Genomic DNA, 20,176 nt, shown 5'->3' with positions numbered 1-20,176 from the left:
TCTAACAGAACCGCCCGCTCCCTACCCCCGTCACCCCCCGCATGCCGCACATCCCGAAGGTGTGACCGCGCATCCTCCCATGGCTGTTTCCCTGAAATCCGGAGAGAGCCGTCTCCCCACATTGTACATTGCGGCCAGCATCTCATCAAAGGGGATCAACTGCCGGACACCGCTTAGGGCCAGCTCTGCTGATGTCAGGGCATTGGCTGCGCCAATGGCATTCCGGTTCTGGCAGGGGTATTCCACCAGTCCGCCAACCGGATCGCACACCAGACCCAGAAGGTTCATCAGTGCGGTGGAGGCGCTTTCCAGGCACTGGGCCGGGGTGCCGCCCATAAGCTCCACTGCCGCGCTGGCAGCCATGGCCGAGGCTACTCCGACCTCCGCCTGGCAGCCGCCCACTGCTCCTGACACGGTGGCATTCCGCATGGCGAGATACCCAATGGCGCTGGCATTATACAGTGCCGGAAGGATGGTGCTGTCAGGGAGGTCGTGTTCCTCTGAAAGGGCTAATAGGACTCCGGGCACCACTCCTGAGGAGCCGGCTGTGGGAGCTGCCACGATCAGTCCCATGGAACTGTTAATCTCCAGCACAGCCATGGCATAAGAGATTGCCCTGGAAAGAAGTCCGCCGCAAATGGATTTTCCTTCCCGCAGATGGCGTTCCACCAGCCCGGCTCCGCCGCCGATCAGTCCGCCCATGGAAGGGCGCGGCCTTTGGATGGGCTCAGATGCCGCATTTTTCATGATAGTGAGAACCTGCTTCATCCTTTCGTCCAGCGCTTCGCGGGTGGTATCTGTCTGGCTGCACTCCCTGTGTTTCATGATTTCAGAAACAGGGCACCCGTATGTATCGCAGAGCAGGATCAGCTCCGCTCCATTTTTAAAATCCATCATCCCACCTCCCGTATCTGTATCAGCATGACATTTTCAACATCCTGATTCTCTTTGATCCTCTGCTGTGTGGCCTCCGGAAGCGAGCCGTCAAACTCCACAATGCTGTAAGCCCGGTTCCCCCTGGCTTCCCGGAAGAGTTTCATAAAAGCAATATTGACCTTTCCTTTGCTTAAACAGCTTGTGATATGGGCAGCCATGCCAATACAGTCCCTGTGGACCACGATCAGGGTATTGTATTCGCCTGAAAAATCCACTTCAATGCCGTTTATGCGCACGATCCGTATTTTCCCGCCGCCAATGGACTCGCCTCTCAGTGAAACCGTCTTTCCACTGACACCGGTCATATGGATGTCCACTGTATTGGGGTGGAGCTCCGTCTCAATCTCATTGCGGGTAAATGTCCATGTGATGTTCTGTTCGCCGGCCAGATCATATGCGTTTGGGATGCGTACGTCATCTGTGGAAAAACCCATGATCCCCCCAAGCAGTGCACGGTCCGTGCCATGGCCTTTATATGTTTTTGCAAAAGAACCGTAAAGGATAAATTCCACCTCCCGCGCCGGCTCGCCCAGCAATTTTCGGGCCATAAGGCCAATGGAGCAGGCTCCGGCGGTGTGGGAACTGGAAGGTCCCACCATATTAGGACCCAAAACGTCAAAGATACTGATAAAAGACATAAATTTCCCCTCTTTTTCATTAAATTGAAGTGTCTTGTGCGCATGGGACAACTTTATGTACCTATTGTAGCATGGAAAATAAATAAATCAATTTCATAGATTTTATGATATAATTGAAAGAAATTAATAACAAAGGAGGAGAAACGTGGAATTCAGGCAGTTAAAAACCTTTGTCACGGCGGCCCGTCTGGAAAGTTTCTCAAAGACCGCGGAGCTTTTAGGTTATTCCCAGTCCGCAGTGACGGTGCAGATACGGCTGCTGGAGGAAGAACTTGATACCAGACTGTTCGACCGTCTTGGCCGAAAGATCGCACTGACCGCCCAGGGACAGCGTTTTCTTGAGCAGAGCCAGCTGATCCTTCAGGACATCAACCAGGCAAAGGAGAGCGTCAGGGAAGAGACAGACCTGAAGAACCCGCTGCACATCGGTACGCTGGAGTCTTTATGCTTTGCAAAGCTGCCGCCCGTGCTCGGCTATTTCAGGGCAAATCATCCCCGGGTCCCGATCAAGGTCACAACAGCGCCGCCTGGGAAACTTTATGAGATGCTGGAGCAGAACCAGCTGGATCTGATATACCTTCTGGACAGGGCCAGGTATAATAAAAATTGGATCAAGGCCATGGACCGGAGGGAATCCATTGTATTTGTCACATCCCCGTGCTATTGGGGAGACCGCCCTAAAAGCATCTGCCTTAAGGACATGATAGGAGAACCATTTTTTCTCACTGAAAAAAACGAGAATTACAGGAAAGAGCTGGATTCATTTCTGGAAACACAGGAATTGGAACTGATCCCTTCCGTGGAGATCAGCAATACTGATTTTATCGTTAAGATGCTAAAGGAGAATGGGGGGATTTCCTATCTTCCGGGTTTTGCCGTTGAGGAGAGCATTGGCAGGGGAGAGCTGATCCGGCTGGATGTTCGGGACCTGGACGTTATCATGTACCAGCAGATATTTTATCACAGATGTAAGTGGAAGACCCAGGAGATGGATGTGTTCATCTCAAGACTTGGGGGTGTCTCAGAAGATAAAACGTGGGGAGGGGATATTTATGGAGATCCAGTTAAAACGGGGCAGTAGCACTCCGCTGTACAGACAGCTGCGCAATAATATAAGGGATCAGATACTGTCAGGCCGGCTGGCGGACGGATTTAAGCTGCCTTCGGAGCGCCAGCTGGTGGAAAAACTGCAGGTCCACCGCAACACGGTTAAAAAGGCTTATGAAATGCTGATACAGGAAGGTCTGGTGTATGCCTCATCTAAAGCTCCCAGGGGATACTTTGTGAAAAACAGTCCGGCAGAGGCAAAGCCGGATCCTGTCCCTGAGACAAGACGGACCTTTTCCTCTCTGGACAAAAACTTTAACTACTCAGTGCGGGGACATTAAACGGGACAACTAATGCGGTGATCATGACAAGCCGTACGGATACGCCGGAGGACAAGTATGATTCTATTTTGACGGCTGTTTTAAAGGCAATGTGATCGGTTTGTGCGGGGAGCCGGGTCTTTTGGGACCTGGCTCATTTTGCGTGTTGTGAGATGGGATAAAAACGGATAATATGACAGTAAAATGCATATTTGTAACAGGATTCTACCAGAAATACCATATCCGGAAATGGTATCATTATCATGTGAAACAGATGATAATAGTTGGCCATACATTATCAGAATTGATGAAAGTGCAGGAGAAGGAGAATCAACATGAAGTCAATCGATGTATTCTGTCACCTTATGCCCAGGCGGTATGCAGAGCTGGCGATGAAAGAATCGCCCAATAAGTCACATATGTTTTTGAGAGCGTTAAAGATGCGGGCCATGTCTGATATGGAGTATCGTCAGACCGTCATAACAAAATTTCCGGAATATAAACAGATCCCCAATATTGTGTCACCGCCCGTGGAGCTGTTTGCAGGCCCGGATCAGTCGCCGGGGATTGCTGCGGTTGGCAATGATGAGATCAAGAAAATCACGGATGAACATCCGGAAAGCTATGAGGGGTTTATTGCAGGAATACCATTTAACAATGTTGCAGCTTCTATCATGGAAATTAAAAGGTGCAAAGACATGGGGGCAAAAGGAGTCCAGATTTATGCACATATGAATGGAGAGGCAATCGACCAGGAGAAATTCTGGCCTATTTATGAAATATGTGAAACGTTAGATCTTCCCATACTGATCCATCCGGTGGGAGGGCAGAAAGTACCGGAATTTCCCGCGGAGGATGCGTCAAAGTATGAACTTTGGTTTCTGATTGGATGGCCGTATCAGACTACAGTTGCCATAAGCAGGCTCGCATTTGCAGGGATCTTTGAAGATTTCCCAAATTTAAAGATAGTTACGCACCATGTGGGCGCAATGATTCCCATGTTGGAAGGGAGAATTGAAAACGGGTTAAAGATGTATGGCGGAAGGACCGCTCCGGAACTGAAAGAAAAGCTTACAAGGACCAGGATGAAAGGCAATCCCCTGGATACCTTTAAGAAATTTTATGTAGATACAGCTTCTTTTGGTTCAGCTGCCGCCATACGGTGCGGTATTGAGTTTTTCGGAAAAGATCATGTCCTGTTTGCCAGCGATATGCCTTTTGACCCGGAACAAGGGCCGGGTTATATTGACCGTACTTTAAAGGCAATAGACAGCCTGGATCTCTCGGCGGAAGATCAGTCGGCCATTTTATTTGGCAATGCAAAACGAATATTTCATGTATAATATAGGGGGAGGGTTTGACAAATGTTAAAAACCGTTAATTCGATTCTGACGAATCAGTTTTTTCTTATGTTTCTTTCAATTGCAACAGGGCTTTTGATTGGAAGGATCAAGATCAAAAGTTTTTCTCTGGGAGTGTCCGGCGGCATATTTACAGGGATTGTCATCGGATACCTGACTACCAGATGGGCTCATACGGTCTCAGAGGGCGGAGTGGGATATGCGAACGCGAAAAGGATTCTGTCCACAGGCGTTGTGGCGCAGGTGTTCTTTACCTTTTTTCTATTGCTGTTCTTGGTTTCTATCGGGCTGAAGGTGGGGAGCAGCATTGGGACGATATTTAAAAAATACGGAATGAAGTTTGTGGTGATCGGCATTTCCATTCCGGTTGTATCCATGCTTGTGGCATGTGTTCTCTATGGAAGTGTATTGTCCTCTAATCAGTCCATCACACCATTTGAGACAATTGGAATGTATGCCGGTTCCATGACAACAACCCCGGGCTACGGAACTGCTTTGGATGCAGCCGGGCATGTTGATTATGGAACTCTTTATAAAGAAGCATCGGAGGAAGATAAGGATAAAATGCTGCTGAAGATCGACCCGTCAGGCACGCTGTCAAGAACAGATACGGCAGCGTTAAACGAGGAACAGATTGCAGCGTACAAGGAAGCTGCTTCATCCGCAATCAGCCTGGGCTATACGGTTGCATTTCCTATGGGAGTATTGGTCATCGTTGTCATGCTTTCGGCCCTCCCCAAACTGTTCCGTATTGATATGGAGCGGGAAAAGGAAAATTATCAAAAAGAAATGAACGAAGTGTCCGGGGGTGGAAAGACTGCCAAAGAGCCGCCACTTAACTTCATGGTGATGTCTCTCGTTGCTGTGATTGGTATTATTGTGGGGAGCATCACGATCCCGCTGGGCAGCTTTGGCAGTTTTTCAATGGGAGCAGCCGGCGGAGTGCTTCTGGCAGCCCTGATCTTAAGTTATATTGGCCAGATCGGTCCCGTGAATTTCAGGATGGACTCCAAGGCTCTCGGAATCATGTACCAGATGGGGCTGACATTTTTCATGGCAGTAGTCGGTCTGCGCTATGGGTACGATGTAGTTACATCCCTGATGGGTTCCGGCCTGGCTCTTGCAGTGGCAGCGATTTTTGTGGAAATGACCGCAGTGCTTGTAAGCTTTTTCATTGGCCGCAAATTATTTGGTTTAAACTGGATCATTTTGAGCGGTGCAATCGCAGGCGGGTGCACCTCTGCTCCCGGTCTTGGCGCTGCCATCAGTTCCATTGGCTCAGAAGAACCGACTGCGGGATATGGTGCCGCACAGCCATTTGCAATCCTTGCAAATGTTCTGCTTGCAACTATATTTTTTAATATTATGTTGTAAAGGTATGTTACAATGATTTTTGTATATAGGAAAAACGTGTGCTCTCGGATACGCCGGGAGTACACAATTATGTAAGGAGGTTCCTATGGAGGATTTCTGGATTGAACATCGCTATAGTTCTTGTAATTATACACTTCCGCACCATTATGAACATACATATCAGATACTGTTCCTTTTGTCGGGAAGGATCGAATATCAGGTAGGGGAAAAGACATATGAAGCTGGAAGAGGCGGGATCATTGTGCTCAATACATTGGAAGAGCATACACTTACGGTTCTGGAATATCCATATGAACGCTATATTATTCAGATTAATCCCACATTTTTCCAGAATGAAGTGCGGTATCCGGAAATCATATCCGTCTTCATAAAACGGCCCGCAGATTTTTCACATCTGCTGCACCTGACTGATCCTGTCTGGAACTATTTATATGAATTAATACTTGAGATGGAAAAGGAGTACCTTGGGAAGCGCCAATATTGGGAGATGTATGTTGGCGCTGATCTGCGCCGGATGTTTATTACCATTTTCAGAGAGTGTGCGGATATTCTTTCTGCGATGAAGATAGGAGCGGGCGCAACCATAGCATACAAGGTGCTCAATTATCTGGACCACCACTATGCCGAGGATATTTCGGTTGATAAGGTAGCATCTGCCCTATATATGAACAAGCACTATATTTCCCATGTTTTTAAGGACGAGACGGGATACAGCCTTATGGATTATGCAGTTTCTCTGCGGATGAATCGGGCTAAGGCAATGCTTACAGAGACAGACAGGAGCATTTCTGATATTGCATCCGATTGCGGGTATACAGATTTTACATATTTTTCTAAAAAATTTAAAAAACATACAAATTTATCACCGAGTAAATTCAGAAAACAATTTTACAGGAAGGAAAACAATCATGGCACATGAAAAGTTCCATTATGGATGCTTGGAAGATTTAATAAATAAGCTGAATGAACTGGATCTTTGCCTCCCCTTTGCAGAGGACACCGGTATTCTTGCAGCACCGCTTAAGGTGAGACATATAACCATGCCTAACCGCCTGGGGATCGCTCCCATGGAGGGGGCGGATTCAATGCCGGACGGATCGCCATCTGATCATACCATGCGCAGATATATAAACGAAGCAATTGGCGGCAGTGCCGTCATCTGGTTTGAGGCAATCTCCATTGTGCAAGAAGGGCGCTCCTCAAAGACACAGCTGCTTCTTTCAAGGGATAATCTGGAGAACTATAAGGCCCTGACTGAAAAAGTGAAAGAGGCCGGCAGGAAGAAAAACGGATATGCACCGTATTTGATCATGCAGGCAAACCACAGCGGACGTTATTCTAATCCGGATAACAGACCGGCGCCAATGACCGCCTACCGCCATCCGTACCTTGAACAATACAGGGCTGCCGATGACTCCTGTATTGTCACGGATGATTATTTGAAGGGACTGGAAGAAGCGTTTGGTGAAGCTGCAAAGCTGGCCAAAGAAGCTGGTTTTGATGCAGTGGATATTAAATGTTGCCACGGATATCTTCTGGCCGAACTTTCTTCCGCCTACACGAGACCGGGTAATTACGGCGGCAGTTATGAGAACCGCACCAGATTGCTGAAACATAGCATACAAGCTGCAAAGGTTTATGAGAACGATACATTCCAGGTGACCTCCAGACTGGGAATTTATGACGGATATGCATATCCCTATGGATTTGGCGTGAGTCAGACCTCCGGGCTGAGTCCGGATCTTACTGAACCGATCCGCCTTGTAAAAGAGCTGTATGAGGATTATGGATTAGCCATGGTCGATCTGACAATGGGAAATCCTTATGCTACGACTCATGTGACCAGACCTTACGACATGGGAAAATATGTACCGGATGAGCATCCTTTAACAGGGATTGCCAGGATAATCCAGGGGATTGGAACTGTTAAAAATGCTGTTCCGGGAATGGTGGTATATGGCTCTGCACCTACTTACCTGAGACAATATGCGGATCTGTTTACCGCAGGCGCTGTGAAGGAAGGTTTTTGTGACGGCATGCTTTTTGGAAGAATGGCCTTTGCGGATCCCGATTTTGCAAATGAGATCATCAGATATGGAAGGATTAATCCAAAGAGGGTGTGTATGACCTGCGGTAAATGCGGGGACCTGATCAGGGCACATAAGCCAACTGGCTGCGTGATCCGTGATCCTGATATATTTATGTCATTCTACAGGGATTTTCAGGAAAATAAGAAGTATCAGCCCGCTGATTTCAGAGGCTGATTTCAGAAAAAGGGAGGGGAGATCACATGAAGAAGACAGCGGTAATAACAGGCGGAAGCCGGGGGATCGGATATGCTGTGGCAAGACAGTTAGGGTTAGATGGATACCAGATCGTGATTCTGGCCACAGGAAGCCGGACGGTGTATCAGGAAGCTCTGGATCAGCTTACAAAATGTGGGATCACATGGCATTATGTACAGGGATCCATTGCCCTGGCAGAAGACAGGGAACGGCTGGTGAAGGAAAGTGTGGGACGCTTTGGCAGGATAGATATTCTTGTAAACAATGCAGGGGTTGCTCCCAGGGAGAGGAAAGACCTTCTTGAGATGACAGAGGAAAGCTTTGACAGGGTAATTGGAATCAATACAAAGGGAACTATGTTTCTGACCCAGCTTGTGGCAAAGCAGATGATCAGCCAGGAGCAGGTATTTGAGAATAAGGGGCATATCGTGAATGTGGGCTCATGTTCAGCAGAAGTTTCCTCCATTACAAGAGGAGAATATTGCATATCCAAGGCAGCGGTTTGCATGCTGACAACCCTCTTTGCAGACCGTCTGGCATCAGAGGGGATTGTTGTGAACGAAGTGCGTCCGGGCGTGATCGCAACAGATATGACCAGCGCCGTTACTGATAAGTATGACAGGATGATAGCCAATGGAGGGATGCCCATTGCGCGTTGGGGAAAGCCGGAGGATGTGGCACAGATGGTGAGCCTGTTTTGTTCAAACAAGGTTCTTTATACAACGGGCAATTATATTGACGTGGATGGCGGTTTCCATATAAAACGTCTGTAAGGGGAATAAATATGAATGTACAGGAACTTATAATTGAACATATCGTTATAGGAAGCGGAGCAGCAGGCTTTCAAGCCGCATTAAAGCTTCACCAGGCAGGAGAGACAGATCTTGCGGTTATAACAGAAAATATAAAAGCTGGGACTTCAAGGAATACCGGCTCAGATAAACAGACCTACTATAAACTGTCCCTTGCGGGTGCGGATCAAGATTCAGTCCGCACCATGGCAGAGGACTTGTTTGCCGGCGGATGTGTGGACGGGGATCTGGCTCTCTGTGAGGCCGCGTTGTCCACAAGATGCTTTTTTTGCCTGGCTGATCTGGGAGTTCCGTTTCCCTGTACGGAATATGGGGAGTTCATGGGCTATAAGACAGATCACGACAGAGGAAGAAGGGCTACCAGTGCCGGACCTTATACTTCCAGGCTTATGACGGAATGTCTGGAAAACGCCGTGAAAAGGCGGGGGATCCGGATCCTGGACGGTCTGCAGGTGATCCGTCTTCTTGTAAGGGAGAAGCGGTTATATGGGATTTTATGCTTAGACAAGAACAATAAAATGGAAGTCTCCTACCTAATCATCTGGTGCAGGGATGTGATTTTAGCAACAGGCGGGCCTGCCGGCATGTACCACGACAGTGTATACCCCATGTCACAGCTTGGAGCCAGCGGTATGGCGTTTGAAGCTGGGGCGATAGGCAAGAACCTGACGGAGTGGCAGTTTGGAATGGCGTCACTGAAACCCCGATGGAACGTCAGCGGGACTTATATGCAGGTACTTCCCACATTTATATCCACAGATGCCGAAGGAAAAGATGAAAAGGAGTTTCTTCTGGATCATTTTGAGACACCGGAAGAAATGCTTTCCCTTATTTTTCTAAAAGGATATCAATGGCCCTTTGATGTGGATAAAATGTTTGGCGGATCCTCACTCATTGATCTGCTGGTATATCAGGAGACCATATTAAAGGGAAGACGGGTATATCTTGATTTTACAAGGAATACAGGGGGACACCCAATCCGATATGACCAGCTGGCGCCGGAGGCATATGCGTATTTGAAACAGGCAGGGGCATTGGCAGGGACACCCATTGAGAGGCTGAATCAGATGAATAGGCCGGCAATCGGTTATTATGGGGATCATGGGGTGGATCTATATCAGGAGAGACTGGAGATAGCTGTCTGCGCCCAGCACAATAACGGAGGGATTTCAACGGATTTTCATTGGGAAACCGATATCCACGGACTGTTTGCAGTGGGTGAAGTCTGCGGCAGCCACGGAGTCACAAGGCCAGGAGGGACTGCACTGAATGCCGGTCAGGCCGGAGCTGTGCGGGCAGCGGAGTGGATCCGTCAAAGGAAGCTTTATGATCTGCGTCAGGGAGGATGGCCGGAGAAAGATGGGAACAAGCAGAGAGAGGCGGAACATGCTCTAAGAGGAGATGCATACCGGTTCATAAAAATCCCGGAGCTTGCATGCGGAACGGAAGCCCTTCAGGATTTATGGCTGAAGGCAGCAAAACGGATGAGCGCATACGGAGGAATGATACGGGAAGGGGGACAGATCCAGGCGGCGCTTTATGATACAAGGAGAGAACTGACAGAATACCTGCACCTTGTAAAACGGCCTGGGATGAACCAGCTGCCTTTGTTCTACAGACTGCGGGATATGCTCATATCTCAGATGGTATACCTGTCGTCCATGCTGGACTACTGTAAAAGCAGCGGAGGAAGCAGGGGGTCGGCCCTGTATACAGATGGAAATGGCAGGAAACCGGACAGGAGACTGCCGGATCTGTTCAAATGCACCCTTGATAACGGATCCCATGCAGGCATGATTCAGGAAGTTATCTGTCAGGGTACTGAATGTGAGATTGAATGGCGTCCGGTCCGGCCTGTTCCGGAGGTGGACTATTTCTTTGAAAATCAGTGGAAACTGTACCGTGAGAGGATAATGTTGTGAATACGATTTCCGGTAGAAATAAAATACAAAATTTGATATACTTTCCTCAAACATGTTTGGGGGATTCATATGAAAAAAAGAATGGAATTGCCGCAGAAAATGCGGTTTAAAATATTGATCCTTTGTCTGGCCTGCACCATGACGGCCCTTCTTTTGCAGACCTGGCTGTTTAACAGGAAATCCTCCACTCTGATCTACAATCAGGCGAAAAAGGAGAGCTTCAGTCTGCTGCGGAATATGCAGGATGATCTGTTCACGATCCTCAAATCCATGGAAAATAATATCATAAAGGTCTACAACCGCCAGCAGCTGATCCGGGATTTAAAGGAAAAGGAATCCATTTCCCTGCTGAGGGACAAGTATTACAGGGAGTCCTATAACATTGCCATGGAATGCTTTGACACCTCCGATGGAGTGGTTGCCCTGTATCTTTATAACGGGGAGGATGAGATCATCAGCACATACCGCAGGGCCGTAACCCCGCGCCATAATTATCCCCTGGATATTTACGAACATGCAGAGGAGAACAATGCGGATCTGGTCAGGCAGTATGCCCATTCGGACGAGACAACCATGCTGGTTTCCAGCTATTTTAACCCATATCGTGATACGGATATTATCCGGCTTGTGATGAAGCTGTATAATAACAGCAATACAAGCCAGATGATCGGTTACATTGCATGTGATGTGGACAGCAAGATATTCCGGTACAGGATGGAGAAATTCATTACGGACAGCGATATGTTTATGTGGCTTCAGCCCGTGGGGGACCGGGCGGCCGTATCCGTGGGCAGTCTGGGGGAAAATGACCGGAAGCTTTTTGACGGGATATCAGACCATTTACGCCGGGGAGAACAGGATTTCAGCCTTCCCACAGGCGGCAGCCAGAGAGTCTTTTTCCAGGTGGAACAGAACAAATATAACTTAAGTGCGTATGCGCTGATGCCCCAGGCACTGCTGGCAGCCAATCAGCGCACTCTGACGGCCAGCCTTTTCACCATAGCGGCCGTGATGCTGGTGATCACCCTGGTGTTCACCTTCCTCTGGTCCAAGAGCCTGACCCGTCCCTTGGAGGAATTGACGGAAATGACGGACCGGATCAAAAAGGGGGAGACAGACCTGCGCGTAGCGGTGAAAAAACATGATGAGATAGGGGTGCTGGGGCAGAGCTTTAACGAGATGCTGGATCAGATCGAAGCTCTCCTTGTCAGGGAGTATGAGACAAAGCTGCTCTTGAACCGGGCGGAGTATAACGCACTCCAGGCCCAGATCAATCCGCATTTTCTGTATAATACCCTGGATACCATGAGCAGCATTGCCCAGGTCCGCCACTGTGATGAGGTAAGCCATCTGTGCCAGTCCCTGTCCAATATTTTCAGGTACAGTTTGGACATGAAGAATCCATTTTCCACGGTTGCCAAAGAGATCGTGCACCTGAAGAATTATATCTATGTGATGGATGTGAGGATGAGGGATCATGTGGCCTATGAATTTGATATAGATGATGAAGTCCTGAAGGACACGGTCCCAAGGATCTGTGTACAGCCGCTGGTGGAAAATGCCTTAAACCACGGACTGCGCAATGTGAGAGGGGAAAAACACGTTGTGATCCGGGCCAAGGTACAGGAGGATAATCTGATCATTGCCGTGGAGGACAACGGAGTGGGGCTGGAGAACGCGGAGGAACTGAACCAAAAGATGAAGGAAAATGATCTGGATCTGGTGGAGCGGGGCAATTCCATCGGTCTGATCAATATAAACGCAAGGGTAAAGATGCTGTACGGCGATTCCTATGGAATACGGGTGGAGAGCGCGCCGGGGACAGGGACACGGGTGTACCTGACAGTAGCAAGACTGACAATGGGGGAGGTTGAACAGTGGAAAAAGAAGTCTATAAAGTCCTGATAGCGGATGATGAATACTGGACCAGGGAAAAGCTGTGTTCCATGATCGACTGGTCCAGATATTCCCTTTGCTGCATGGAACCGGCAGCGGATGGGGAAGAAGTGCTCAGGCGCATTGAAACAGATGAGCCGGATATTCTGATCACGGATATCAACATGCCCTTTATGAATGGGGTCGAGCTTTTGGAGATCATACATGAAAAATACCCGGATATTATTACCTTTGTGGTCAGCGGTTACGATGATTTCCAGTATGTCAAGGATACGTTCATGGCCGGATCCATCAATTATCTGGTAAAACCCATCACCAGGATCGATCTGGTGAATGCCCTGTCCAGGGCATTGGAGATCATCAGCACCAGGAAGGCCCATGCCAGGGCCCGGGAGGAGCAGCAGATCCAGCTGTTAAAAGCAGCCTCCCTTTTACAGGACAGGGAGTTCAGCCAGCTTCTTGAGCGGGAGGGTTCCTCCTTCACCCCGATCATCACCATCAACAATGACATGGACTTTGCAGGGATGAGCCTGATGCTGGTGAAGATCCACGATATGGGCAATCTGGTCAAACGGTATGGGCATGATATGAACCTTTTGTCCTACTCTGTGAAAAAGGAGATACGGCGGTGCCTGAAAAGCGATGTCCCGTTTGTGTTCAACCATATATACCGCCCCAATGAATTTGCCATTGTGTCGGAGCTGGACAACCGGGAGCTGACCGACAAGGCCAGATACCTTATGGTCCAGCTAAAGCCCCTGCTCCAGTCAACCATCACCATCATGCTCAGCGGCCACTCCTATTCCATGGACAGTATCCATGAGGCATATATCCAGGATATCTCCATGCTGATGACGCGTACCTACACGCCGGAGGATGTGCTGCTTGTGCCGGGGCGCTCCGGGATTTCCGGTGGAAACCGTAATATAAGCAGCCGGTTCGGCGACAGCCAGGTCAGGGAACTGAAGGAACTGATACGAAAAAAGAACCGGGCAGCCATTGAGAACCTGGTGTTCCAGGGAACCGGACTTGACTGCTGCGCCCAAGATAAGTGGGAATATCTGGAGGTAAAGCAGACGGTCAAACGTATACTGAATACATTTCCTGAGACGCTGGGCAGCAGTCTGTCCGCGGAGGAGACTGCTGTTTTGGAACATATGATCCACATGTCGGACCGGACGGTGGAGCGCCTGGATGCAGGCATTCTATGCGATGGGGTGCGCGATGTGATCGAGTACTGCATGTCTGTGGGATATGAGGAAGCAGTCCATACAGTGTCCGACATCATGCGCAGAGCCGCCGCGTACATAGATGAGCATTACAACGAGGATCTTAGTCTTTCCGCCCTGGCAAAACAGTTCGGAATGGAGAGCACCTATTTTTCCAAAACATTCCGACAGGAAACAGGGGAGAACCTGATGCTGTATATCACCAGGAAAAGGATGGAAAAGGCCGACAGCTATATCCGTGAAAGCGAGATCAGCCTGACCGAGATCGCGTTTATGGTGGGATATGATGACTACGCATATTTCAGCAGGGTGTTCAGAAAATATTTTGGACGAAGCCCGAGAGATTACAGGAACGCGGTGCAGTGTCCGGAACCATCGGGCCACACCATAGCAAATTCCGGCGATATACGGAGGGATTAGATTGGAAGGGAAGAACAGCATTGGATCACCGGTGCATGTGTATGGGCGGCGGCCGCAGGCGGCCGGCAGGACAGGAACGGCCGGCAGGATGAGTGCGGCCGGCCGGACAACGGCAGTCAGCCGGATCATAACAGCCTGCATCATTGTATCTTTGTTTTTGTCAGGCTGCGGAAAAAAGGCGGAGGCCGTTGCAAAGGAGTCGGATGCGGTAATCCTGACCGTGCTGGCAGGTCAGTCCACCTCAGATGCGGGCATGGAGGACATGATCGATGAGTGGATGGAGGAACATTATCCCGATGTCAAGCTGGAATGGGAATGTGTGGACTGGGGAGAGAGCTTTGATGCGCAGGTTCGCTCCAGATTTGCGGCAGGGGATGTGCCTGATATCATTGTGGGAAAAGCGCAGGATGTAAAAGCGTATGTGGGGACCGGCAATCTGGCTCCTATTGCAGAGTCCTGTTCGGCTATGATCAAACAGGATGCCCTGGACCTGGTTACGGTGGACGGCACGGTATATGGACTTCCTTTTAATGCATGGTATCAGGGGGTACTTTACAATAAGAAGATTTTCAACACATATGGACTGGAAGTGCCTCAGACCAGGGAGGAACTTTTAAAGATACAGGAGATATTAACGTCCCGCGGTCTTACCCCCTTTGCCGGACATTTCCAGGAGAGCTGGAACCTGGGCAATACCACCATGCAGTTTATGATGAATGAGGTGTTCTGCGATGAGCCGGACTGGGGAGAACAGTTCCGGAAGGGAAAGGTGAATTTCTCGGACAGTCCGGCTATGAGGCGGTGTCTGGAGAACAACCGGAATATTCTGGAACATTCCTGGGAGGATGCACTGAGTATTGACCAGTATGAGAGTGATAACCGGTTTGCCGGCGGACAGGCGGCTATGTACCTGACCGGCTCCTGGTCTTTGCAGTTTGCCAACCAATATAACTGTGGTGATGAATTTGGGATATTTCCCTATCCCAATGAGCACGGGGACGCCAGGCTTTTGCGCGAAACCAATATGACTTTTATGAAAAGCGCCCGCACCGGATACGATGAACTGATCACTGAATTGTTCATGGGCATATTTTCCGATCAGCAGCTTCAGAGTGAGATCCTTGACTATACGCAGACGCAGCCCACCGTAAAAGGATTTGAGCCTGAATACAGGAGCTGCATTCAGGATGATATCGATTATTACGAACAGAGCGGTCAGGTGCTGGATGTGACCATTGGCAATAACCAGCTGGTGTGGTCCTACCAGAATGCGGTCGCAGCCCAGCAGCAGCTTTGGCTGCAGGGAAAGAAAAGCCTGGAGGAGGTTCTGGAATTTGCGGATGATAACCGGGCGGAGAGTATGAATGAGTGATATCTATATAAATACGGTCAATATAAGCGGAGTTGTACATTTCACAAAAATGTGCAACTCCTTTTTCAATTTAGTCCTATTTGTTCATGTCGGAAAAAAAGTATACTTGGTATATCAAAAACATCATGTGTAAGCGCCCAAAAGACGGACGCTAAGTGCTCATAACGAGCCACTGCACTAAGTTCGAGGGAGACCTCACTAAGTGCCAGTGACATGTATCGCACGTAAGCGCCCAAAAGACGGACGCTAAGTGCTCATAACAAGCCACTGCACTAAGTTCGAGGGAGACCTCACTAAGTGCCAGTGACATGTATCGCACGTAAGCGCCCAAAGGACGGACGCTAAGTGCTCATAACAAGGAGGAACGTTCATGAAAAGAAAACAGGTATTGGGTGTATTGGCAGCAATTACGGCGTCCTGTGTATTGGCAGGATGCGGGGGGAGTTCCGGCGGGACACAGACCGCGGCACCGGAAAAGACTGAAGGGGCACCGGCCGCAGAGGCAGGAAGCAGCGAAGCGGCGCAGCCGTCCGGATCTGATGAAAAGGTTACGCTGACCGTGCTGGCGGGGCAGTCCACCACGGACGCCGGTATCGAGGATATGATCGATGAGGCCCTGGCTGAAAAATATCCCAACATCACCCTGGAGTGGGAATGTGTGGACTGGGGAAATGATTTCCAGCCCAAAATGCAGCAGTACCTCCAGTCGGGGCTTCCGGACATTATGATCGGAAAAGCGCAGGATGTGGCAACCTACGCTCCTTTGGGAGTGCTTGGTACCATTGATGATACATATCTGAACCGGGGCCTGGACGCAGCCAGGGAAAATGTGACGGTGGATGGAAAGACATACGGAATGGTTTACAATGCCCTGTATCAGGGAGTTTACTACAACAAGGCCATGTTTGAGGAAAATGGATGGGAGATCCCCAAAACACAGGATGACCTGCAGAAGATTATAGATGACTGCAACGCAAAAGGGATCACGCCATTTGCAAGCCATATGGTAGATACCTGGTCCATCGGCAATGTGACCATGCAGTTTGCCATGAACGATGTATTTAACAAGGACCCGGAGTGGGGAGATAAGTTCAGGGCAGGAGAGGTATCCTTTGCTGACAGTAAGGAGTTTCAGACCGCTTATGAGTATAATAAGCTGATTTTTGACAATACCTTTGCCAACACATTCAGCATGGAGCAGACTGACTGTGATGCCAGGATGGTGCAGGGGGAAGCGGCTATGAAGGTTTCCGGTTCCTGGTCCATCCAGAACTTCCTGGATATTGATGATGCCTTTGAGTTTGGTATCTTCCCGTTTCCCAACCAGACAGGGGATTCCAAGCTGATATTTGAACCCAATATTACCCTGATGACAAGTGCAAAGACCGAACATCCGGACGCTGTTAACTGTGTTCTGGATCTGCTGACCTCCGACAAGGAGCTGGCTGTGGAAATCTATGATTATACCAAGACTGCCTCCATGCTGAAGGATGTGACACCGACCTTTGAGAATCCCAGTCAGGAAGATATTGATAAGTATGCTGCCGACGATATGATCGTGGACGTTACTCTAGGCAACAACCAACTTGTATGGGGAGGATTCCAGGAAGAGAACGCAAAGGATATCGCTGCATGGCTTCAGGGCGATGAAACCTTTGAGGATGTTCTGGCCGCATCCGATGCAAGGGTGGATGCCAGCTCCGCAACCAAATAACATACCAGCGTTGCAGCCAAATAAAATGAAAGGCGCGGTTATAATAACTGCGCCTTACTATATACTCGCGCTGAACTGTACTGATCTGTCTGGCATGAAAGGGGATAATGAGGATGCCTAAAAATAAAAGCGAAATAATGGGCAGAAAACTTTTTTTGCAGTATCTGCTTCTGGTGCTTCCCGGATTCATCATATTTACGATCGGGTTGATCCTTCCGCTGCTTCTGTCGTTCCGGTATTCGGTGACAAGCTGGGACGGAATCTCACCGGAAAAGGTATTTGTAGGATTCAGGAACTATATGGACCTGTTTCAGGATGATAATTTCCGAAGCGCATGGTGGTTTACCATTAAATTCACCATAGGGAACACTCTGATCCAGAATGCTGCAGCCCTGCTGTTTGCAGTGGCCCTGGACAGCGGGATCCGCTGCAAGAAAATATACAGGGCAGCCTTTTTTATTCCCTGTCTCATCAGTGCCGTGATCGTGGGCTTTGTGTGGCTTAAAATGTTTTCCAACGTGCTTCCGGCTGTGAATGACTGGCTGGGAACCAATTTTAATTTTATGCTGTTCGGAAGCGGAAAAACCGTTCTCTGGGGGCTTTTGATCGCCAACAACTGGCAATGGATCGGATACTGGATGTTGATCTATCTGGCCGGCCTCCAGTCTGTGCCCTCCGATCTGTATGAGGCCGCCAAGGTGGACGGAGCCGGAGCAGTAAAACGGTTTTTTAACGTAACCATCCCCATGCTGGCACCCGCCATTACCATCTGTGTGGTGGGCATTACCACCGGCTCCCTGAAGGTATATGACCTGCTGGTATCATCCACCAAGGGAGGTCCGGGGCGGGCGTCCACATCCGTGATCTACCAGACTTATACCACGGCCATCAACGGCAGGCAGTATGGATACGGTTCCGCAATGACAGTTACCCTGGTGGTGGCCCTGCTTTTGGTGGCCCTGATCCAGGTGAAGGGACTTAAAAGTAAGGAGGTTCAGGCGTGATGAAAGGATTGAAAAAGGACAGAACGGAAAAGGAAGAAAAGATCCGCCACCCCTATACCAAAACAACCGCTGTGGTCCAGGTGCTCATGACCATGCTGGCGGCCCTTTTCCTGGCCCCCCTGTTTATTATTGTCAATTACTCATTTAAGACAAAAAAGGAGCTGTATATCAACAGCCCTCTGTCGCTTCCGCAGTCATTTCAGCTGGATAATTATGTGAAAGCCATCGATAAGCTGAATATGGGAACTACCTACATCAACACCTTTATCTATACGGCGGTCAGCGTATTCGTGCTTGCCATGCTGTGCGGCATAACGGCGTGGGCCATTGCGCGCTGCAAGCACAGGTTCTTTAAATTCTGCTACATATATTTTATTGTAGGAATCCTGATACCCTACCAGGCATTGTTCCTTCCCATCTATACCATTGGTTTTAAAATGCATTTGACCAACACAAGATTCGGCATTATTTTCATGTATGTGGCAACGGGCATTTCCTTTGGCGTATTCCTCATGAACAGTTTTATGTCCACGGTTCCGGTGGAACTGGAGGAAGCGGCCAGGATTGACGGGTGTTCTGTGTTTAAAACGTATTTTTCAATCGTGCTTCCCCTGCTAAAGCCAGCCATGGCAACGCTGATCATCATGCAGGCCTTTCAGATCTGGAACGATTACCTGCTGGCCAGTCTTTATGTGAGCAAAAAACAGCTGAAAACCCTTACCGTGGCGATCCAGTCCCTGTTTTCCGCCCAGACCAGCGATTATACAACGGCCATGGCCGCGATCGTACTGTCGGTGCTGCCCATTGCAGTCCTGTTCATGTGTCTGCAAAAGTATTTTATCAAAGGAATGACCGTGGGCGCCGTTAAGGGATGAGTGCGCCGCGTCAGGAGCATTTCCTATCAGGAGCATTTTCCATCAGGAGGATATCAGAATGGATACAATATTAAAAGAATACACACTGGGAGACATGACGGCGCGTTATCTGCTGGATGAAGATCAGCACGCGGGCCTGGAGCTGTATCCAACCCATATGCCGGTCCCGGCCTACAGAAAGAAGAAGGCAAAGCTGGACGGTATGGTGCAGCTTAAGCTGGCCGGAGACGTCTACAACGGAGCATATGCGCCGGGCAATACGCTGCGCAATGGCGGGAGCGTGGACCAGCTTCATTATAAAAGCCAGGAAACGGTGGAGGAGAGGGATGGCCTGACCATCATTACGCATCTGAGGGATGACCGGGGCTGCGGGATCAGGCATTTTCTGCACTGGGAACAGGGCATGCCCTGGGTCAGGATGTGGAATGAGCTGACCAATGAAAGCCGGGAAACCATTTTGCTGGAGATGATCTCCAGTTTTTCCCTGACCGGTATCTCGCCGTATCTGGAGGGAGATTGCCACGATCAGATTCAGGTACACCGCCTGATGAGCCGGTGGAGCCAGGAGGGAACCCTCCTCACCCAATCCATGGAGGAACTGCAGCTGGATACGTCATGGAACATGGAGTCGGTCCGGTGTGAGCGGTTTGGTCAGGTGGGATCCCTTCCGGTCAACCACTATTTTCCGTTTCTGGCCATGGAGGACAAGAAAAACCATGTGTTCTGGGGCGTTCAGCTGGCGCATGGCGCATCCTGGCAGATGGAGGTTTACCGCATTGATGAGAATATTGCAGTCAGCGGAGGACTTGCGGACAGGGAGTTTGGGCATTGGATGAAACAGGTTGGCCCGGGCGGACATTTTACAACGCCTGAATCAATGCTCATGTACGGTAAGGAAGCAAGCAACCGAAAACAAGAGATAGACCGCCAGCACTACACTATTCCGAACCAAAGACCAAAAGATAAGCATT

General features: G+C 49.3%; 16 protein-coding genes and 1 pseudogene. 15 read left to right on the top strand and 2 right to left on the bottom strand.

Annotation, left to right across the window (positions count from 1 at the left end; translation table 11 throughout):
- Positions 1–30: 30 nt before the first annotated feature.
- Positions 31–894 carry an L-serine ammonia-lyase, iron-sulfur-dependent, subunit alpha gene (gene sdaAA / locus ABID13_RS27005; RefSeq protein WP_045093949.1) on the bottom strand — a complete coding sequence of 288 codons (864 nt, stop codon included), beginning with the start codon at positions 892–894 and terminating at the stop codon, positions 31–33.
- Positions 894–1,574 carry an L-serine ammonia-lyase, iron-sulfur-dependent subunit beta gene (sdaAB, locus tag ABID13_RS27000; protein WP_045093950.1) on the bottom strand — a complete coding sequence of 227 codons (681 nt, stop codon included), beginning with the start codon at positions 1,572–1,574 and terminating at the stop codon, positions 894–896. Before sdaAB ends, sdaAA begins: the two co-directional genes overlap by 1 nt.
- Before the next feature lie 145 nt (positions 1,575–1,719).
- Between sdaAB and ABID13_RS26995 the strand changes: the two genes are divergently transcribed.
- The 15 genes and pseudogenes from ABID13_RS26995 to ABID13_RS26925 all read left to right on the top strand — a co-directional run.
- On the top strand, positions 1,720–2,655 hold the full coding sequence (locus ABID13_RS26995; protein WP_007859381.1) for a LysR family transcriptional regulator: 936 nt from the start codon (positions 1,720–1,722) through the stop codon (positions 2,653–2,655).
- Positions 2,627–2,962, top strand: a complete 336-nt coding sequence (locus ABID13_RS26990; protein ID WP_007859380.1) for a GntR family transcriptional regulator — start codon at positions 2,627–2,629, stop codon at positions 2,960–2,962. Before ABID13_RS26995 ends, ABID13_RS26990 begins: the two co-directional genes overlap by 29 nt.
- A gap of 314 nt (positions 2,963–3,276) precedes the next feature.
- Positions 3,277–4,284: an amidohydrolase family protein gene (locus ABID13_RS26985; protein WP_007859379.1), complete on the top strand. Its 1,008-nt coding sequence runs from the start codon at positions 3,277–3,279 to the stop codon at positions 4,282–4,284.
- A gap of 21 nt (positions 4,285–4,305) precedes the next feature.
- A complete protein-coding gene (locus ABID13_RS26980; RefSeq protein ID WP_007859378.1) occupies positions 4,306–5,676 on the top strand; it encodes an aspartate-alanine antiporter-like transporter in 1,371 nt (456 codons plus the stop codon).
- Between the two features lie 85 nt (positions 5,677–5,761).
- On the top strand, positions 5,762–6,595 hold the full coding sequence (locus tag ABID13_RS26975; RefSeq protein WP_007859377.1) for a helix-turn-helix transcriptional regulator: 834 nt from the start codon (positions 5,762–5,764) through the stop codon (positions 6,593–6,595).
- On the top strand, positions 6,585–7,940 hold the full coding sequence (locus tag ABID13_RS26970) for an oxidoreductase (RefSeq protein WP_048930903.1): 1,356 nt from the start codon (positions 6,585–6,587) through the stop codon (positions 7,938–7,940). The genes ABID13_RS26975 and ABID13_RS26970 overlap by 11 nt, the downstream gene beginning before the upstream one ends.
- A 26-nt stretch (positions 7,941–7,966) precedes the next feature.
- Positions 7,967–8,734: a 3-ketoacyl-ACP reductase gene (locus ABID13_RS26965; protein WP_007859375.1), complete on the top strand. Its 768-nt coding sequence runs from the start codon at positions 7,967–7,969 to the stop codon at positions 8,732–8,734.
- Between the two features lie 11 nt (positions 8,735–8,745).
- Complete coding sequence (locus ABID13_RS26960) at positions 8,746–10,695, top strand: FAD-dependent oxidoreductase (RefSeq protein ID WP_048930904.1); 1,950 nt, start codon at positions 8,746–8,748, stop codon at positions 10,693–10,695.
- 69 nt (positions 10,696–10,764) lie between these two features.
- Positions 10,765–12,600: a sensor histidine kinase gene (locus ABID13_RS26955; RefSeq protein WP_048930905.1), complete on the top strand. Its 1,836-nt coding sequence runs from the start codon at positions 10,765–10,767 to the stop codon at positions 12,598–12,600.
- Complete coding sequence (locus tag ABID13_RS26950; RefSeq protein WP_048930906.1) at positions 12,573–14,240, top strand: response regulator transcription factor; 1,668 nt, start codon at positions 12,573–12,575, stop codon at positions 14,238–14,240. The genes ABID13_RS26955 and ABID13_RS26950 overlap by 28 nt, the downstream gene beginning before the upstream one ends.
- 1 nt (position 14,241) lies before the next feature.
- Positions 14,242–15,612, top strand: a complete 1,371-nt coding sequence (locus ABID13_RS26945; RefSeq protein WP_048930907.1) for an ABC transporter substrate-binding protein — start codon at positions 14,242–14,244, stop codon at positions 15,610–15,612.
- 370 nt (positions 15,613–15,982) lie between these two features.
- Positions 15,983–17,326 (top strand): ABC transporter substrate-binding protein, encoded by a 1,344-nt coding sequence (locus ABID13_RS26940; RefSeq protein WP_048930908.1) that lies wholly within the window; start codon positions 15,983–15,985, stop codon positions 17,324–17,326.
- A gap of 113 nt (positions 17,327–17,439) precedes the next feature.
- Positions 17,440–18,330: a carbohydrate ABC transporter permease gene (locus tag ABID13_RS26935; protein ID WP_007859364.1), complete on the top strand. Its 891-nt coding sequence runs from the start codon at positions 17,440–17,442 to the stop codon at positions 18,328–18,330.
- On the top strand, positions 18,330–19,205 hold the full coding sequence (locus ABID13_RS26930; RefSeq protein WP_048930909.1) for a carbohydrate ABC transporter permease: 876 nt from the start codon (positions 18,330–18,332) through the stop codon (positions 19,203–19,205). The genes ABID13_RS26935 and ABID13_RS26930 overlap by 1 nt, the downstream gene beginning before the upstream one ends.
- Positions 19,206–19,263: 58 nt before the next feature.
- Positions 19,264–20,176: pseudogene (locus ABID13_RS26925) on the top strand (glycoside hydrolase family 36 protein); the annotation flags it as partial.

This window comes from Enterocloster citroniae (assembly GCF_040545455.1).
Taxonomy (GTDB): domain Bacteria; phylum Bacillota; class Clostridia; order Lachnospirales; family Lachnospiraceae; genus Enterocloster; species Enterocloster citroniae.
The sequence above is the reverse complement of the archived record's forward strand: the minus strand, read 5'-3'. Positions and strand labels throughout refer to the sequence as shown.

What these genes read in the sequence shown, in the direction of transcription:
- sdaAA (WP_045093949.1), bottom strand. Translation starts at nt 894, where the DNA reads ATGGATTTTAAAAATGGAGCGGAGCTGATCCTGCTCTGCGATACATAC.
- sdaAB (WP_045093950.1), bottom strand. Translation starts at nt 1,574, where the DNA reads ATGTCTTTTATCAGTATCTTTGACGTTTTGGGTCCTAATATGGTGGGA.
- ABID13_RS26990 (WP_007859380.1), top strand. Translation starts at nt 2,627, where the DNA reads ATGGAGATCCAGTTAAAACGGGGCAGTAGCACTCCGCTGTACAGACAG.
- ABID13_RS26985 (WP_007859379.1), top strand. Translation starts at nt 3,277, where the DNA reads ATGAAGTCAATCGATGTATTCTGTCACCTTATGCCCAGGCGGTATGCA.
- ABID13_RS26980 (WP_007859378.1), top strand. Translation starts at nt 4,306, where the DNA reads ATGTTAAAAACCGTTAATTCGATTCTGACGAATCAGTTTTTTCTTATG.
- ABID13_RS26975 (WP_007859377.1), top strand. Translation starts at nt 5,762, where the DNA reads ATGGAGGATTTCTGGATTGAACATCGCTATAGTTCTTGTAATTATACA.
- ABID13_RS26970 (WP_048930903.1), top strand. Translation starts at nt 6,585, where the DNA reads ATGGCACATGAAAAGTTCCATTATGGATGCTTGGAAGATTTAATAAAT.
- ABID13_RS26965 (WP_007859375.1), top strand. Translation starts at nt 7,967, where the DNA reads ATGAAGAAGACAGCGGTAATAACAGGCGGAAGCCGGGGGATCGGATAT.
- ABID13_RS26960 (WP_048930904.1), top strand. Translation starts at nt 8,746, where the DNA reads ATGAATGTACAGGAACTTATAATTGAACATATCGTTATAGGAAGCGGA.
- ABID13_RS26955 (WP_048930905.1), top strand. Translation starts at nt 10,765, where the DNA reads ATGAAAAAAAGAATGGAATTGCCGCAGAAAATGCGGTTTAAAATATTG.
- ABID13_RS26940 (WP_048930908.1), top strand. Translation starts at nt 15,983, where the DNA reads ATGAAAAGAAAACAGGTATTGGGTGTATTGGCAGCAATTACGGCGTCC.
- ABID13_RS26935 (WP_007859364.1), top strand. Translation starts at nt 17,440, where the DNA reads ATGCCTAAAAATAAAAGCGAAATAATGGGCAGAAAACTTTTTTTGCAG.
- ABID13_RS26930 (WP_048930909.1), top strand. Translation starts at nt 18,330, where the DNA reads ATGAAAGGATTGAAAAAGGACAGAACGGAAAAGGAAGAAAAGATCCGC.